The sequence below is a fragment of the Pseudomonas sp. 1L-E-NC-VB-C3 genome (assembly GCF_057291535.1).
Genome location: NZ_JBXAWD010000008.1, coordinates 45,242 through 59,050, shown reverse-complemented (window position 1 = coordinate 59,050; position 13,809 = coordinate 45,242). Strand labels below are relative to the sequence as shown.

14 protein-coding genes and 4 tRNA genes are annotated in these 13,809 nt (G+C 60.1%); 10 read left to right on the top strand and 8 right to left on the bottom strand.

From position 1 onward, the window contains the following. Window positions 1–9: 9 nt before the first annotated feature. A complete protein-coding gene (locus AC0Z5Z_RS14530) occupies window positions 10–1,026 on the bottom strand; it encodes an outer membrane protein assembly factor BamD (RefSeq protein ID WP_056790462.1) in 1,017 nt (338 codons plus the stop codon). Between the two features lie 151 nt (window positions 1,027–1,177). Between AC0Z5Z_RS14530 and rluD the strand changes: the two genes are divergently transcribed. The 8 genes from rluD (at window position 1,178) to AC0Z5Z_RS14490 (ending at window position 8,054) form a co-directional block, all read left to right on the top strand. Further along, a complete protein-coding gene (gene rluD, locus AC0Z5Z_RS14525; RefSeq protein ID WP_016773140.1) occupies window positions 1,178–2,140 on the top strand; it encodes a 23S rRNA pseudouridine(1911/1915/1917) synthase RluD in 963 nt (320 codons plus the stop codon). Continuing rightward, entirely contained in the window at window positions 2,137–2,859 is a 723-nt protein-coding gene (gene pgeF, locus AC0Z5Z_RS14520; RefSeq protein ID WP_485611242.1) for a peptidoglycan editing factor PgeF, read from the top strand. Before rluD ends, pgeF begins: the two co-directional genes overlap by 4 nt. A 130-nt stretch (window positions 2,860–2,989) precedes the next feature. Beyond that, a complete protein-coding gene (gene clpB / locus AC0Z5Z_RS14515) occupies window positions 2,990–5,554 on the top strand; it encodes an ATP-dependent chaperone ClpB (protein WP_056790458.1) in 2,565 nt (854 codons plus the stop codon). A 297-nt stretch (window positions 5,555–5,851) separates the two neighbouring features. Next, window positions 5,852–5,927: transfer RNA gene (locus AC0Z5Z_RS14510), tRNA-Asn, on the top strand. Between the two features lie 9 nt (window positions 5,928–5,936). Next, window positions 5,937–6,013: transfer RNA gene (locus AC0Z5Z_RS14505), tRNA-Pro, on the top strand. Window positions 6,014–6,018: 5 nt separating this feature from the next. Next, window positions 6,019–6,094 (top strand) — tRNA-Lys (locus tag AC0Z5Z_RS14500). A gap of 97 nt (window positions 6,095–6,191) precedes the next feature. Continuing rightward, window positions 6,192–6,268 (top strand) — tRNA-Pro (locus tag AC0Z5Z_RS14495). 160 nt (window positions 6,269–6,428) lie between these two features. Further along, window positions 6,429–8,054: a methyl-accepting chemotaxis protein gene (locus AC0Z5Z_RS14490; RefSeq protein ID WP_485611241.1), complete on the top strand. Its 1,626-nt coding sequence runs from the start codon at window positions 6,429–6,431 to the stop codon at window positions 8,052–8,054. Between the two features lie 156 nt (window positions 8,055–8,210). Here AC0Z5Z_RS14490 and AC0Z5Z_RS14485 read toward each other — a convergent pair whose 3' ends face one another. The 4 genes from AC0Z5Z_RS14485 to AC0Z5Z_RS14470 all read right to left on the bottom strand — a co-directional run bounded on the left by AC0Z5Z_RS14485 (window position 8,211) and on the right by AC0Z5Z_RS14470 (window position 10,951). Beyond that, the gene (locus AC0Z5Z_RS14485) at window positions 8,211–9,509 is read right to left on the bottom strand and encodes an NAD(P)/FAD-dependent oxidoreductase (protein WP_016773144.1); all 1,299 of its coding nucleotides are present in this window, start codon (window positions 9,507–9,509) and stop codon (window positions 8,211–8,213) included. 66 nt (window positions 9,510–9,575) lie between these two features. Further along, window positions 9,576–9,749, bottom strand: a complete 174-nt coding sequence (locus tag AC0Z5Z_RS14480; RefSeq protein ID WP_007909875.1) for a DUF3094 domain-containing protein — start codon at window positions 9,747–9,749, stop codon at window positions 9,576–9,578. Between the two features lie 51 nt (window positions 9,750–9,800). Beyond that, window positions 9,801–10,328 carry an MOSC domain-containing protein gene (locus AC0Z5Z_RS14475; protein ID WP_056790453.1) on the bottom strand — a complete coding sequence of 176 codons (528 nt, stop codon included), beginning with the start codon at window positions 10,326–10,328 and terminating at the stop codon, window positions 9,801–9,803. Further along, window positions 10,325–10,951 (bottom strand): DUF1780 domain-containing protein, encoded by a 627-nt coding sequence (locus tag AC0Z5Z_RS14470; RefSeq protein WP_007909887.1) that lies wholly within the window; start codon window positions 10,949–10,951, stop codon window positions 10,325–10,327. The genes AC0Z5Z_RS14475 and AC0Z5Z_RS14470 overlap by 4 nt, the downstream gene beginning before the upstream one ends. A gap of 190 nt (window positions 10,952–11,141) precedes the next feature. Here AC0Z5Z_RS14470 and AC0Z5Z_RS14465 point away from each other — a divergent pair, with 190 nt between their 5' ends. Beyond that, window positions 11,142–11,831 (top strand): energy-coupling factor ABC transporter permease, encoded by a 690-nt coding sequence (locus AC0Z5Z_RS14465; RefSeq protein ID WP_485611240.1) that lies wholly within the window; start codon window positions 11,142–11,144, stop codon window positions 11,829–11,831. A 65-nt stretch (window positions 11,832–11,896) separates the two neighbouring features. Then, a complete protein-coding gene (locus AC0Z5Z_RS14460; protein WP_016773148.1) occupies window positions 11,897–12,112 on the top strand; it encodes a hypothetical protein in 216 nt (71 codons plus the stop codon). A 7-nt stretch (window positions 12,113–12,119) separates the two neighbouring features. Here the strand turns inward: AC0Z5Z_RS14460 and yacG are convergent, their stop codons facing one another. The 3 genes from yacG to AC0Z5Z_RS14445 are packed head-to-tail and all read right to left on the bottom strand — an operon-like array spanning window position 12,120 to window position 13,809. After that, a complete protein-coding gene (gene yacG / locus AC0Z5Z_RS14455; RefSeq protein WP_016773149.1) occupies window positions 12,120–12,320 on the bottom strand; it encodes a DNA gyrase inhibitor YacG in 201 nt (66 codons plus the stop codon). After that, on the bottom strand, window positions 12,317–12,940 hold the full coding sequence (gene coaE / locus AC0Z5Z_RS14450) for a dephospho-CoA kinase (RefSeq protein ID WP_076564149.1): 624 nt from the start codon (window positions 12,938–12,940) through the stop codon (window positions 12,317–12,319). Before coaE ends, yacG begins: the two co-directional genes overlap by 4 nt. Beyond that, the gene (locus AC0Z5Z_RS14445) at window positions 12,937–13,809 is read right to left on the bottom strand and encodes a prepilin peptidase (RefSeq protein ID WP_485611239.1); all 873 of its coding nucleotides are present in this window, start codon (window positions 13,807–13,809) and stop codon (window positions 12,937–12,939) included. Before AC0Z5Z_RS14445 ends, coaE begins: the two co-directional genes overlap by 4 nt.

Below are 13,809 nucleotides of genomic sequence, written 5' to 3'. Positions count from 1 at the left end.
CCGGTGTGATCAGTCGAACACGCCGAAGGTCATGTAGCTGAACCACGAGCGGTCGGTGTCGCTGGATTCCGGCTCTGGCTCTTCGATCACGTCGCCGTTTTCGTCTTTAGGCTTGAGCTCGTTCGGGATCGCATCTTTCGCGTCCTGGAACTGCTTCTGCACGTCCTGGTTGGCGCGGGTTTCGCCCGGCGGCAGCGGTGGACGCGATTCGATCAGGCCCAGAGTCGCCTTGCTCAGGAACGAACGGTTGTCAGCTTCGGCTACGCGTGGCACGAACTGGCCATCCTCCAGGCTCGGGTGGTCCGGGTAGTTGAGCTTCAGGGTTTCCAGGCTGGTGGCCGCCAGATCGTCGAGGTGCAGACGCTGGTAGGCTTCAGTCATCACCGCCAGGCCGTCGCCGACCGATGGGGTTTCCTGGAAGTTCTCCACGACGTACTTGCCACGGTTGGCAGCGGCTACATAAGCCTGACGGGTCAGGTAGTAGTCAGCGACGTGGATTTCGTAGGCGGCCAACAGGTTGCGCAGATAGATCATGCGCTGCTTGGCGTCCGGCGCGTAGCGGCTGTTCGGGTAGCGGCTGGTCAGCTGCGCGAACTCGTTGTACGAGTCGCGGGCGGCGCCCGGGTCACGCTTGGTCATGTCAAGCGGCAGGAAGCGCGCCAGCAGGCCGACGTCCTGGTCGAACGAAGTCAGACCCTTGAGGTAGTACGCGTAATCCACGTTCGGATGCTGCGGATGCAAACGAATGAAACGCTCGGCGGCAGACTTTGCAGCTTCCGGCTCGGCGTTCTTGTAGTTGGCGTAGATCAACTCCAGCTGAGCCTGATCGGCGTAGCGACCGAACGGATAACGCGACTCCAGAGCCTTCAGCTTGGCTGTGGCGCTGGTGTAGCTGTTGTTGTCCAGGTCAGTCTGAGCCTGCTGATACAGCTCGGCTTCGCTGAGGTTTTCGTCTACGACTTCCTTCGATGAGCAAGCAGCGGTCAATGCGAGGATGGCGATCAGCAGCAGGTGTTTCACTTGCATGGCGGCTTGCGTCCCTATGACGGCCGCTGTCTTGGGCGGGGCCGTCCTGTTATGATGAGCGCCCCGTTGAAAAGCCTCGGGGCAAAAGACGCCGTATTTAACCACAAGCGCGCAGCCGAAACCAAAGGCTGTGCCGACGCCCAGTCCGAGCATGTCCGATAAAATTGAACTTCGCGCAGAGGTGCCGTCCGAATTGGGCGGCCAACGCCTCGATCAAGTCGCCGCCCAACTCTTCGCTGAGCACTCACGCTCGCGCCTTTCCGCCTGGATCAAAGAAGGTCGCCTGACTGTGGACGGGGCGGTGATCCGCCCGCGCGACATTGTGCATGGCGGTGCCGTCCTTGAGCTGACTGCCGAGCAGGAAGCCCAGGGCGAGTGGATCGCCCAGGACATCGAGCTCGACATCGTCTATGAAGACGACGACATCCTGGTGATCAACAAGCCTGCGGGCCTGGTGGTGCACCCGGCCGCCGGTCACGCCGATGGCACCCTGCTCAACGCTTTGTTGCACCATGTGCCGGACATCATCAATGTCCCGCGCGCCGGTATCGTGCATCGTCTGGACAAGGACACCACCGGTCTGATGGTGGTGGCCAAGACCATTCAGGCGCAGACCAAGCTGGTCGCACAATTGCAGAGCCGCAGCGTCAGCCGTATCTACGAGTGCATCGTGATCGGCGTGGTCACCGCCGGCGGCAAGATCAATGCGCCGATCGGTCGTCACGGCCAGCAACGCCAGCGCATGGCAGTGATGGAAGGCGGCAAGCCTGCCGTCAGCCATTACCGCGTGCTCGAGCGTTTCCGTTCGCACACCCACGTGCGGGTGAAACTGGAAACCGGTCGGACCCACCAGATCCGCGTGCACATGGCGCACATCAACTTCCCATTGGTCGGCGATCCGGCGTATGGCGGGCGTTTCCGCATTCCGCCTGCGGCCAACCCGACCATGGTGGAATCGCTCAAGCACTTCCCGCGTCAGGCGCTGCACGCGCGTTTCCTTGAACTCGATCACCCGACGAGCGGTGAGCGCATGAGCTGGGAATCGCCGCTGCCGGAAGATTTCGTCTGGCTGCTGACCCTGCTCAAGCAGGATCGCGAGGCCTTCGTCGGATGAACTGGCTGACGCCGGACTGGCCTGCGCCGGCCAGCGTCAGGGCCTGTGTCACCACCCGCGAGGGTGGTGTCAGCGAGGCGCCGTTCGACAGCCTGAATCTGGGCGATCATGTCGATGATCGTCCGCAGGACGTTGCCGAGAACCGTCGGCGTCTGACCGAACACTTCTCCATACAGCCTGCCTGGTTGCAGCAAGTGCACGGGATCACCGTTGCGCATGCTGATCCGGGCATCGTTGCGACTGCAGATGCCAGTTGGACGGCAACGCCGGGTATTGCCTGCGCGTCGATGACGGCAGACTGTTTGCCGGCATTGTTCTGCGATCGTGCCGGCACGCGTGTCGCGGCCGCTCATGCCGGTTGGCGTGGTCTGGCGGCGGGCGTGCTTGAGGCAACTCACGACAGCCTCGATGTTCCTGCTGACGAGGTACTGGTCTGGCTCGGCCCGGCCATTGGCCCCAAAGCCTTTGAAGTCGGTCCGGAAGTACGGGAAGTCTTCATCAATCAACTGCCTGAAGCAGCAGAAGCGTTCGTACCGAGCAACAATGCCGGCAAGTTCATGGCTGATATCTATCTGCTGGCGCGCCTGCGTCTGGCTGAACGGGGTGTCACGGCTGTTTATGGTGGCGGTTTCTGCACCGTGACCGATCCGCGCTTCTTCTCCTATCGCCGTGCGTCGCGGACCGGTCGTTTCGCCTCTCTTGTTTGGCTCACCCGCTAAACTCTCTGATCTGCATCAACTCTCCGACGCTTGAATCTCCCAGAATCGACCGCATCTACAGTGGTATCTGGCAGGTTTCTTTATTCAGGATGGTTTCTTAGGTCCGGCCTGCTCAAAAGGAAGGTGACCCATGCGTATTGACCGTTTAACCAGCAAATTACAGTTGGCCCTGTCCGACGCCCAGTCGTTGGCGGTTGGCCACGATCATCCGGCCATCGAGCCGGCGCACTTGATGCAGGCCATGCTTGAACAGCAGGGCGGTTCGATCAAGCCGTTGCTGATGCAAGTAGGCTTCGACGTCAACAGCTTGCGTAAAGAGCTGACCAAAGAGCTCGATCAACTACCGAAAATCCAGAACCCGACCGGCGACGTCAACATGTCGCAGGATCTGGCGCGCCTGCTCAATCAGGCTGACCGTCTGGCTCAGCAGAAGGGCGACCAGTTCATTTCCAGCGAACTGGTGCTGCTCGCCGCGATGGACGAGAACAGCAAGCTCGGCAAGTTGCTGCTCGGCCAAGGCGTGAGCAAGAAAGCCCTGGAAAACGCGATCAACAACCTACGTGGTGGCGAAGCGGTAAATGACGCCAACCACGAAGAGTCGCGGCAAGCGCTGGACAAGTACACAGTCGACCTGACCAAACGCGCCGAAGAAGGCAAGCTTGATCCGGTGATCGGCCGCGACGACGAAATCCGTCGCACCATTCAGGTTCTGCAACGCCGCACCAAGAACAACCCGGTGCTGATCGGTGAACCTGGCGTGGGTAAAACCGCGATCGCCGAGGGGCTGGCGCAGCGCATCATCAATGGCGAAGTGCCGGACGGCCTTAAAGGCAAGCGTCTGCTGTCGCTGGACATGGGCGCGCTGATTGCCGGCGCCAAGTATCGCGGTGAGTTCGAAGAGCGCCTGAAATCGTTGCTCAACGAACTGTCGAAGCAGGAAGGGCAGATCATTCTGTTCATCGACGAACTGCACACCATGGTCGGCGCTGGTAAGGGCGAAGGCTCGATGGACGCCGGCAACATGCTCAAGCCTGCGCTGGCTCGCGGCGAGTTGCACTGCGTCGGCGCGACCACGCTCAACGAGTATCGCCAATATATAGAGAAGGACGCGGCGCTCGAGCGGCGTTTCCAGAAAGTCCTGGTGGACGAGCCGAGCGAAGAAGACACCATCGCCATTCTGCGTGGCCTCAAGGAACGTTACGAGGTACACCACAAGGTGGCGATCACCGACGGCGCGATCATCGCTGCGGCCAAGCTCAGCCATCGCTACATCACGGATCGACAGCTGCCGGACAAGGCCATCGACCTGATCGACGAGGCTGCCAGCCGTATCCGCATGGAGATCGACTCCAAACCGGAAGTACTCGATCGTCTGGAGCGGCGCCTGATTCAGTTGAAAGTGGAATCCCAGGCGCTGAAGAAAGAAAGCGACGACGCAGCGAAGAAACGCCTGGAAAAACTCCAGGAAGAAATCGAGCGTCACGAACGTGAGTATTCCGATCTGGAGGAAATCTGGAACTCGGAGAAAGCCGAGGTGCAGGGTTCTGCGCAGATTCAGCAGAAGATCGAACAGTCGCGCCAGGAACTGGAAGCCGCGCGCCGTAAAGGCGACCTGAATCGCATGGCCGAGTTGCAATACGGGGTGATCCCGGATCTGGAACGCAGCCTGCAAATGGTCGACCAGCACGGCAAGAGCGAAAACCAGTTGCTGCGCAGCAAGGTGACTGAAGAAGAGATTGCCGAAGTCGTGTCGAAGTGGACAGGCATCCCGGTGTCGAAGATGCTCGAAGGCGAGCGCGACAAGCTGATGAAGATGGAGAGCCTGTTGCACAAACGGGTGATCGGTCAGGAAGAAGCGGTCGTTGCAGTGGCCAACGCCGTGCGGCGTTCCCGCGCCGGGTTGTCCGACCCGAATCGGCCGAGCGGCTCGTTCATGTTCCTCGGCCCGACCGGTGTCGGTAAAACCGAGCTGTGCAAGGCTTTGGCCGAATTCCTTTTCGATACCGAAGAGGCGATGGTGCGGATCGACATGTCCGAGTTCATGGAGAAACACTCCGTGGCTCGTCTGATTGGTGCGCCACCAGGCTACGTCGGCTATGAAGAGGGCGGTTACCTGACCGAAGCGGTGCGTCGCAAGCCGTACTCGGTGATCCTCATGGACGAAGTCGAGAAGGCGCACCCGGATGTGTTCAACATCCTCCTGCAAGTGCTTGAGGATGGCCGTCTGACCGACAGTCACGGGCGTACGGTGGACTTCCGCAACACGGTGATCGTGATGACGTCCAACCTCGGGTCGATGCAGATCCAGGAACTGGTCGGTGATCGTGAGGCGCAGCGTGCTGCTGTGATGGACGCGCTGACGTCGCACTTCCGTCCTGAGTTCATCAACCGCGTTGACGAAGTGGTGATCTTCGAACCGCTGGCGCGGGATCAGATCGCCGGCATTACCGAGATCCAGTTGGGCCGCCTGCGCAGCCGCCTGGCCGAGCGCGAGCTGAAGCTGGAGCTGAGCCCGGAAGCGATGGACAAGCTGATCGCCGTCGGTTACGACCCGGTGTATGGCGCACGTCCTTTGAAACGGGCGATCCAGCGCTGGATCGAAAACCCGCTGGCGCAGTTGATCCTGTCGGGTCATTTCATGCCGGGCGACACCGCCACCGGCAAGGTCGAGAACGACGAAATCGTTTTCGGCTAAGCCTCAGCGGCAATGAAACCGGGAAGGCCTCGCATTGCGAGGCCTTTTTTTCGCCAGGCTGTTGAACTCAAAGGAAAAGGCTTGTAAAGTGCGCCCCGCAGTCAGTCACCGGCAGCGTTTCAACCCACCGGGTTGGAATCTGAAATAAGTTGCAAATCATTAACTTGAAAGCAATTTAGGGGGTTGACAGAGGTGTTCTAGGTTGTAGAATAGCGCGCCTCAGACACACGAACGCAGCGATGCGAACGGGTGGCGAGATGCAACAAAGCTTCACCGTTGTAAATTGAAATATGTAGTTCCGTGATAGCTCAGTCGGTAGAGCAAATGACTGTTAATCATTGGGTCCCAGGTTCGAGTCCTGGTCACGGAGCCAATTTCAAACCGGGGTATAGCGCAGTCCGGTAGCGCGCCTGCTTTGGGAGCAGGATGTCAGGAGTTCGAATCCCCTTACCCCGACCATATTTGGGTCGTTAGCTCAGTTGGTAGAGCAGTTGGCTTTTAACCAATTGGTCGTAGGTTCGAATCCCACACGACCCACCATTTTTGAAACCAGTTTGCGCTGGGATCGAATCTTAAGATCAGAGGCCAAAAGCGCTGATCGAAGAAGGCGATCTTTGAAAGGTCGCCTTTTTTTTACCGGGGTATAGCGCAGTCCGGTAGCGCGCCTGCTTTGGGAGCAGGATGTCAGGAGTTCGAATCCCCTTACCCCGACCATATTGAAAATCCTCGTATCGAAAGATACGGGGATTTTTTTTGCCTGCTGAAAGGCGAATCCCTTCAAGTCGTCATACAACCTGCCGATAGCCCGCTAACACGAGGGGACTGCCAACGCTTCGCCCCTGATCTGGCCATTACAAGAATAAGGGCGTTCGTCATGTTGCTTCGTCAGTTGAATATTGCTCCCCGGGCTGCCCTGGGATTTGCCCTGATCGCGGTGTTGGTGGCCTTGCTCGGCGTGTTTGCGCTGGGGCAGATGTCGAGCATTCGCGACAGCGAGGTGGCGGTGGAGAACCGCTGGTTGCCGAGCATCCGTGGCGGCGACGAGATCCGCGAACTGATGCTGCGCATCCGCACTATCTCCCTGCGCATGGCGCTCGATCAGGATCCGGCCAACATCGCCACCTACCGTGGCCAGATGGACACCCGCGACAAGGAGCTGAGCGAAAAAATCGCAGCCTACGACAAACTGGTTGACACTGCCGAAGGCCAGCAGCTGTATGACCAGTTCAAGAAAACCTTCGCCGCCTATCGCACCGGCATTGCCCAGTCATTCACCCTCGCTGAGCAAGGCAAGCGTGACGAGCTGACCAAATTGTTGCTGGTTGACATGAAGACCGTGGTCGACGGCTCCGGCAAGCAACTCAACGATCTCGCCGATCTGTTCGCCCGCCAGGTTGCTGCCGAAAGCGAGAAGTCCGCCGCGCATTATGAAACCTCGCGCACCATCGTAACTCTGTTCATTGCCTTGGCAGCGCTGGCCACGGTGGCGCTGGCGATGTTGCTCACACGCAGTATCGTGCGTCCCCTGAGCAGCGCCGTGGAGGCCGCTGAAAGTGTCGCCAAGGGCGATCTCACGCGGCCGATCGAAACCCATGGCAACGACGAAGTCAGCCGCTTGCTCAAGGCCTTGGCGACGATGCAACAGAACCTGCGCGAGACGCTGCAAGGTATCAGCGGCTCAGCCACACAACTGGCCACCGCCGCTGACGAACTGAGTGCCGTCACCGTCGACAGCACCCTGGGCCTGCAAGAGCAGAGCAATGAAATCGAACAGGCCGCCACTGCGGTCAACGAGATGACCGCTGCGGTGGAGGAGGTCGCGCGCAACGCGGTGTCGACGTCCGATGCCACGCGCCAGTCCAGTCAATCAGCGCAGTTGGGCCAGGAGCGCGTCAGCGAAACCGCCAGCGCGATCAATGCCCTGGCCAGTGATGTGCAAAACACCGGCGAGCTGGTGCAGTCGCTGGCCAATCAGTCACAGGACATCGGCAAGGTACTGGACGTGATTCGCGCAATCGCTGAGCAGACCAATCTGCTGGCGCTCAACGCTGCCATCGAGGCAGCACGTGCGGGCGAAAGCGGTCGAGGTTTTGCGGTGGTAGCCGATGAGGTGCGCGCGCTGGCGTATCGCACCCAGCAATCGACGCAGGAAATCGAACAGATGGTGCAAGGCATGCGCAGCGGTTCGAGCCAGGCACTGGAGTCAATGCAGGCCAGCGCATCTCGTGCGGCGAGCACGCTGGTTCTGGCAGAGCGGGCGGGTGAGGCGTTGGTGACGATCACGGCGTCGGTGCACGAGATTCACGAGCGCAACCTGGTGATCGCCAGCGCTGCCGAAGAGCAGGCGCAAGTGGCGCGGGAAGTGGATCGCAATCTGGTGAACATTCGCGACCTGTCGGTACGTTCGGCTGCGGGTGCTGATCAGACCAGCGCGTCGAGCCATGAGCTTTCGCAACTGGCCAATGCGCTGCAGGGCATGGTGCGACGCTTTCAGCTCTGATGAACAGAGATCAATTGCAGGCCTTCGCCTGCTGATTTGCGCACAACACGAAACAATGTGGGAGCGAGCCTGCTCGCGAAGGGGCCGGATCATTCAACGACAGTGTTGACAGACCCACCGCTTTCGCGAGCAGGCTCGCTCCCACAGGTTGGCGCTTTAGTGCAGTTTCAGACGCGGTTCGGTGCCACGACCAATCTTGCTGCCCAGCATCAGCATCGCCGTGCGGAACGGCCCGTACAGCGCCATCTGGTGCATACGGTACAGCGACACATAGAACATCCGCGCCAGCCAGCCTTCGAGCATGACGCTGCCGGTCAGGTTACCCATCAAGTTACCCACAGCAGAAAAACGCGACAGTGAAATCAGCGAGCCGTAGTCGGTGTACTTGTACTCCGGCAGGGTCTTGCCTTCGATGCGCAATTTCAGCGACTTGGCCAGCAGCGACGCCTGTTGATGCGCCGCTTGTGCCCGTGGCGGCACGTTGCGATCGGTGCCCGGTTGCGGACAGGCCGCGCAGTCACCGAAGGCAAAGATGTTTTCGTCGCGAGTGGTTTGCAGAGTCGGCAGCACTTGCAGCTGATTGATGCGATTGGTTTCCAGACCGTCAATGTCCTTGAGGAAACCCGGTGCGCGGATGCCGGCAGCCCAGACTTTCAGGCTGGCCTTGATCTCGTTGCCATCGGCGGTGATCAGGCTGTCGGCAGTCACTTCGCTGACTGCTGCGTTGGTCATCACATTGACCCCGAGCTTTTCCAGCGTCTTGTGCACCGGCCCGCTGATGCGCTCCGGCAGGGCAGGCAGCACCCGTGGGCCGGCTTCGATCAGCGTGATGTGCATGTTTTCCGGTTTGATCCGGTCCAGACCGTACGCGGCCAATTCATGGGCGGCGTTGTGCAGTTCTGCCGCCAATTCGACGCCGGTGGCGCCAGCGCCGACGATGGCCACGCTGATTTGCTCGACCACATCGGTCTGCCCGGCGTGGGCGCGCAGATAGTGATTGAGCAATTGCTGATGGAAGCGCTCGGCCTGTTTGCGCGTATCAAGAAACAGGCAATGCTGCGCCGCGCCCTGGGTGCCGAAATCGTTGGTGGTGCTACCGACGCTGATCACCAGCGAGTCATAAGCCACTTCACGCGCCGGCACCAGCTCGACGCCGTTTTCGTCATAGGTCGCGGCCAGCTGGATTTTCTTCTGCGCGCGATCAAGCCCGCTCATGCGCCCGAGCTGGAACTCGAAGTGGTTCCATTTCGCCTGGGCGACATAATTAAGTTCGTCTTCGGAGGAGTTCAGGGAACCGGCGGCCACTTCGTGCAGCAGCGGTTTCCAGATGTGGGTCAGGTTCGCGTCGACCAGCATGACGCTGGCCGTGCCGCGCTTGCCCAGAGTCTTACCCAGACGGGTAGCCAACTCCAGACCGCCGGCGCCGCCGCCGACAATGACAATACGATGGGACATAGGGATAACTCGCAAGGTTTTTAAAGGAAATCTTTTTCGCAGTTACCCAAGCGAGCGCCAGGCAGCTCATAGCGTCAGATAACTGATAAATCGGCTCAACAGGCCCAGACCAATGGTCACTGCCAGCACCAGCACCAGGAGCATCCATGGCCGGAAAGGCCGGCGCTCGACACGGTGTTGGGACAATTGCAGGTACTCTTCGACATGCTTTTGGTCTTCGGGGTTCAGGCGGCTGGTCATATTTGCCTCGTCAGGTAGACGTTACTGAATGAGCACAGGCTACAGCGGTTTTCAGCCCGGGTTGAACGCAGCGTAGCCGCTGTCCGGAACCGGTTCGACGCACACGCTATCGTCGAGGCGAATGATGCCGCTTTGTAACACCCGGGCAGTGATCCCGCCATGCCCGCGCACGGCTTGAAACGTGCCCGGGCCGAGATTGTTCTGCAAGCGTGCGCAGGGCTGACACCAGCCAGTGGTTTCGAGTATCGCTTGCCCGATGCGAAAGCGCCGCCCCTTCAGGCTAAACAAATTGATTCCGCTTATAACGAGATTGCGCCGCAGATCTTCAGGCCGGACCGGCTCGTCATCGGGACGGCCCATCAATGCATTGATCACCGCCAAGTGCTCCCACTGAATCAGCGTCACCTGTCGCGCATTGCGAACGCCCGGGCGGGCGTGGTCGCCGGTGAGCCCGGCTTCCAGCCGCGCCTCTACCGCCTCGAGCTCAAGCATCGGCCCACGGGACTCTGGACGCACACCGATCCAGCGCACACGACCGGTTTGCGGAACCTCGGCGATCAACTGCTGCAGCGGCGTCACAGGCTGATACCCACGTCGAACACAATGCTGCGGCCGAGGTTACTGCGCAGAAAGTCCGGTGCGTCGGGGTGGGCGAACAACACGCGGGCGAATGTCGGGCCGACCAGCGACAGCGAGCGCCAGCCCTGACGCAGATATTCGGTCGGTGGCGGGAAATGACTGTTGAGATCGAGCACTTCGCGCTTGAGGCTGGCGAAGGCGATGATGTCCAGTTCACCCAGATCCATGCCGCGTTCCTTGTAGTTGTGCGCCTTCTTGCGCAGGGTTGGCGCCAGACGCAGGAGAAATTCATTGGCCGGGATGCGTTTGGGCTTGGCTTCGCGGCGCACCAGTTGGCTTAGGGAAAACGCGCTGCGCCGACGCTGCAATTCGTCGCGCCATTCATCATTGAGACGGCGGCCTTCATCGAGGACGAAAAAAACTTCGAAATTGGCATCGCGGAACAACACGTCCGGCGGCTCACCGGCCGGGGCGAATTCGTCGGCGCGGTAGGGGATGTTCAGACCTTGCAGCAGGCGCTGGCAGACCCAACGCTCACGCTCCCATTTGCGGGCATTGGACAGGAACGCGTTGGCTTGCTCGGCCGCGATGGTCAGCAGGCGTAAATAATCTGAATCATCCATAAGCCCAAGCTTAGCGTCCAAATGCGACAAGCAGATAGCTTTGCATCGGCTCAGACATAAACGTCGCGCGATTGCGCCCTTGTAGGAGCTGCCGAAGGCTGCGATCTTTTGCTTTTATAAACAAGATCAAAAGATCGCAGCCTTCGGCAGCTCCTACAAAAAAGCGTGTCGAGTAGCAGGTGAGGGAATCATGATCGGTGCCGAACTGCTTTCAACGGCAAGCCTGACACTCGGCTGGCTGATTTATCTGCCGGCGCTGCTCTGGACGATCATGCGTGCGCCATGGGTCGAGCTGTTCAGCGACAGTCGCCGGCAGCACTTGCTGTTCGGCACGGTGTTCGCGCTGTTTCTGCTGTGGCTGGTGCGCAGGGATTTCGACACCGGTGTGTCTTATCACTTCATCGGCATGACCGCGGTGACGCTGCTGCTCGATTGGCCGCTGGCGATTGTCGGCGGGCTGGTTGCGCAGATTGGCCTGGTGCTTTTGGGGCGTCAGGACCTGGCTGCGGTGGGCGTCAATGGCGCGTTGCTGATTCTGCTGCCAGTGCTGATCACCGAGTGCGTGGCAATCCTCGTGGAGCGTGCGCAGCCACGCAATCCATTCGTTTACATCTTCTGTTCCGGTTTCTTCGCCGCTGCGTTGTCAGGCCTGTTGTGCCTGATCCTCAGCCTGACGCTGCTGTGGTACGACGGCCTCTTCGCCATGCCGGAATGGCTGGAAGATTTCGTCGGCTACCTGTGGTTGCTGTTGTTCCCCGAGGCTTTTATCAACGGCATGGTCGTCAGTGCATTGGTGGTGTTCTGCCCGGAATGGCTGGAGACCTTCAACCGCACCCGCTACCTTTCGGCGCCGTGGAAGGACGACGATCCGAAGTCTTGATCCACATCAAACCGGCCATGCCGCAGAGATTTCATGCTCGCGCAAATCCCTTCAGGAGCAGTGGCATGGGCGTTTATGAATGGGCGCGGCAGGAAACTCGGCAGAGTCTGGAGCTGGCGCAGGAAGTGGGCTTTGACCCGGGCCTGAGTTTGCGCGCCCTGCTCAGCGCCGTGGTGCAGCAGAGCAAGGCAGTGCGCAATGCCGAAGACCTGGCCGACGAGTTGCGCTTTCTCGCGGAGAACCTCGACGACAGTCAGGACTACGGCTTTATGCGGCCCTGATCAGCGATCAGTGACGCGGATCGAAATCGCCGGAAAACAGCTCGTCTTCGGCATCCGGGGCGACCGGAATCTTGTGCTCTTCCGAGGCCCAGGCGCCGAGGTCGATCAGTTTGCAGCGGTCGGAGCAGAACGGACGGAATTTGTTCGCCGGGGTGAATTCGACGGGGGCGCCGCAGGTTGGGCATTCAACGGTTGGAATCTGGCTCATGCTTGGCCTCCGGATAAAGTCAGATAAAAGTGATGCAGACGCTCGACCTCGCTGTGCAGCCAGGCGAGGTCGCGGTCGTTGACGATCACGTCGTCGGCACGGCTCACGCGGTCTTCACGGCTCGATTGCGCCTTGAGGATCGCCTGCACCTGCGCTTCGCTGGTCTGGTCACGCTGCAAGGTGCGTTCGATCTGCAGTTGTTGCGGCGCATCGATGACCAGAATGCGCTGGGTCATCGCGTATTGCCCGGACTCGATCAGCAACGGTGAAACCAGAATCGCGTAAGGCGATTTTGCCTGCGCCAGATGATGAGCGATTTCTTCGCCGATCAACGGATGCAGCAGCGCTTCAAGCCAACGCCGCTGTTCAGGGTCTTCAAAAATCAGTTTGCGCAGGGCGGCGCGGTCCAGCGTGCCATCGGCCTGCAACACGCCGGAACCGAAATGCTCGGCGATTTTCGCCAGCGCCGGACGCCCCGGTTCGACTACCCAGCGCGCCGCATGATCGGCATCCACCACATGCACACCGAGATCGATGAAGTGCTGCGCCGCCGCGCTTTTGCCGCTGCCGATGCCGCCGGTCAGGCCGAGAATCCAGGGTTTTTCCACAGGGGTATTCATTTCAAACCGACAGACTGCCAATAGAAGTCGGTTATTTGACCACCCCAGAGCAAGGCAATCCAGCCGGCAATTGCCAGAAAGGGTCCGAAGGGGATCGGCGTCGAGGTTTCCTGGGCGCGCAGACGCAGCATGACAACGCCCAATATCGCCCCCACCAGGGAAGATAGAAGAATCGTCAGCGGCAGAATCTGCCAGCCACCCCATGCGCCGAGCAAGGCCAACAGCTTGAAATCGCCATGGCCGATACCGTCCTTGCCGGTGAGCAGTTTGAACAGCCAGAACACCGACCACAGCGCCAGATAACCCGCGACCGCGCCCCACAACGCATCGGGCAACGCCACGAACACGCCGAAGCTGTTGACGATCAGCCCCAGCCACAGCAGCGGCAGCACCAGCACATCGGGCAGCAGCTGATGTTCGCAGTCGATCAGACTCATCGCCAGCAAGCCCCATGTCAGCAAGATCAGCAGACCTGCCGGCCAACCGAAGCCGAGATGCCAGGCAATGAATGCCGAGAGGACGCCGCAGGCCAGTTCGGTCAGCGGGTAACGTTTGCTGATCGGCGCCGAGCAGGCCGAGCAGCGACCGCGCAGCAGCAGATAACTGAGCAGCGGAATATTTTCCCACGGGCGGATCCGGTGTCCGCAATGCGGGCAAGCGGAGTGCGGCAGCATCAGGTTGTAAGTCGGCACAGGCGTTTCAGTGGGCAGGCCGAGCACATCATGAGCCTGCTGGCGCCAGTCGCGCTCAAGCATTTTCGGCAAGCGCCAGACCACAACATTGAGGAAGCTGCCGACCACCAGCCCGAGCAGCAGCGCGCTGACCACAAAGGCCAGCGGATACACGGCAAACAGTTCATCGATAGACAT

Coding starts and splice junctions, on each gene's coding strand:
- AC0Z5Z_RS14490 (WP_485611241.1), top strand. CDS start 6,429: ATGTTGCTTCGTCAGTTGAATATTGCTCCCCGGGCTGCCCTGGGATTT.
- yacG (WP_016773149.1), bottom strand. CDS start 12,320: ATGAGCCAGATTCCAACCGTTGAATGCCCAACCTGCGGCGCCCCCGTC.
- AC0Z5Z_RS14445 (WP_485611239.1), bottom strand. CDS start 13,809: ATGTCTATCGATGAACTGTTTGCCGTGTATCCGCTGGCCTTTGTGGTC.
- rluD (WP_016773140.1), top strand. CDS start 1,178: ATGTCCGATAAAATTGAACTTCGCGCAGAGGTGCCGTCCGAATTGGGC.
- AC0Z5Z_RS14460 (WP_016773148.1), top strand. CDS start 11,897: ATGGGCGTTTATGAATGGGCGCGGCAGGAAACTCGGCAGAGTCTGGAG.
- clpB (WP_056790458.1), top strand. CDS start 2,990: ATGCGTATTGACCGTTTAACCAGCAAATTACAGTTGGCCCTGTCCGAC.
- AC0Z5Z_RS14470 (WP_007909887.1), bottom strand. CDS start 10,951: ATGGATGATTCAGATTATTTACGCCTGCTGACCATCGCGGCCGAGCAA.
- AC0Z5Z_RS14480 (WP_007909875.1), bottom strand. CDS start 9,749: ATGACCAGCCGCCTGAACCCCGAAGACCAAAAGCATGTCGAAGAGTAC.
- AC0Z5Z_RS14530 (WP_056790462.1), bottom strand. CDS start 1,026: ATGCAAGTGAAACACCTGCTGCTGATCGCCATCCTCGCATTGACCGCT.
- AC0Z5Z_RS14485 (WP_016773144.1), bottom strand. CDS start 9,509: ATGTCCCATCGTATTGTCATTGTCGGCGGCGGCGCCGGCGGTCTGGAG.
- AC0Z5Z_RS14465 (WP_485611240.1), top strand. CDS start 11,142: ATGATCGGTGCCGAACTGCTTTCAACGGCAAGCCTGACACTCGGCTGG.
- coaE (WP_076564149.1), bottom strand. CDS start 12,940: ATGAATACCCCTGTGGAAAAACCCTGGATTCTCGGCCTGACCGGCGGC.
- pgeF (WP_485611242.1), top strand. CDS start 2,137: ATGAACTGGCTGACGCCGGACTGGCCTGCGCCGGCCAGCGTCAGGGCC.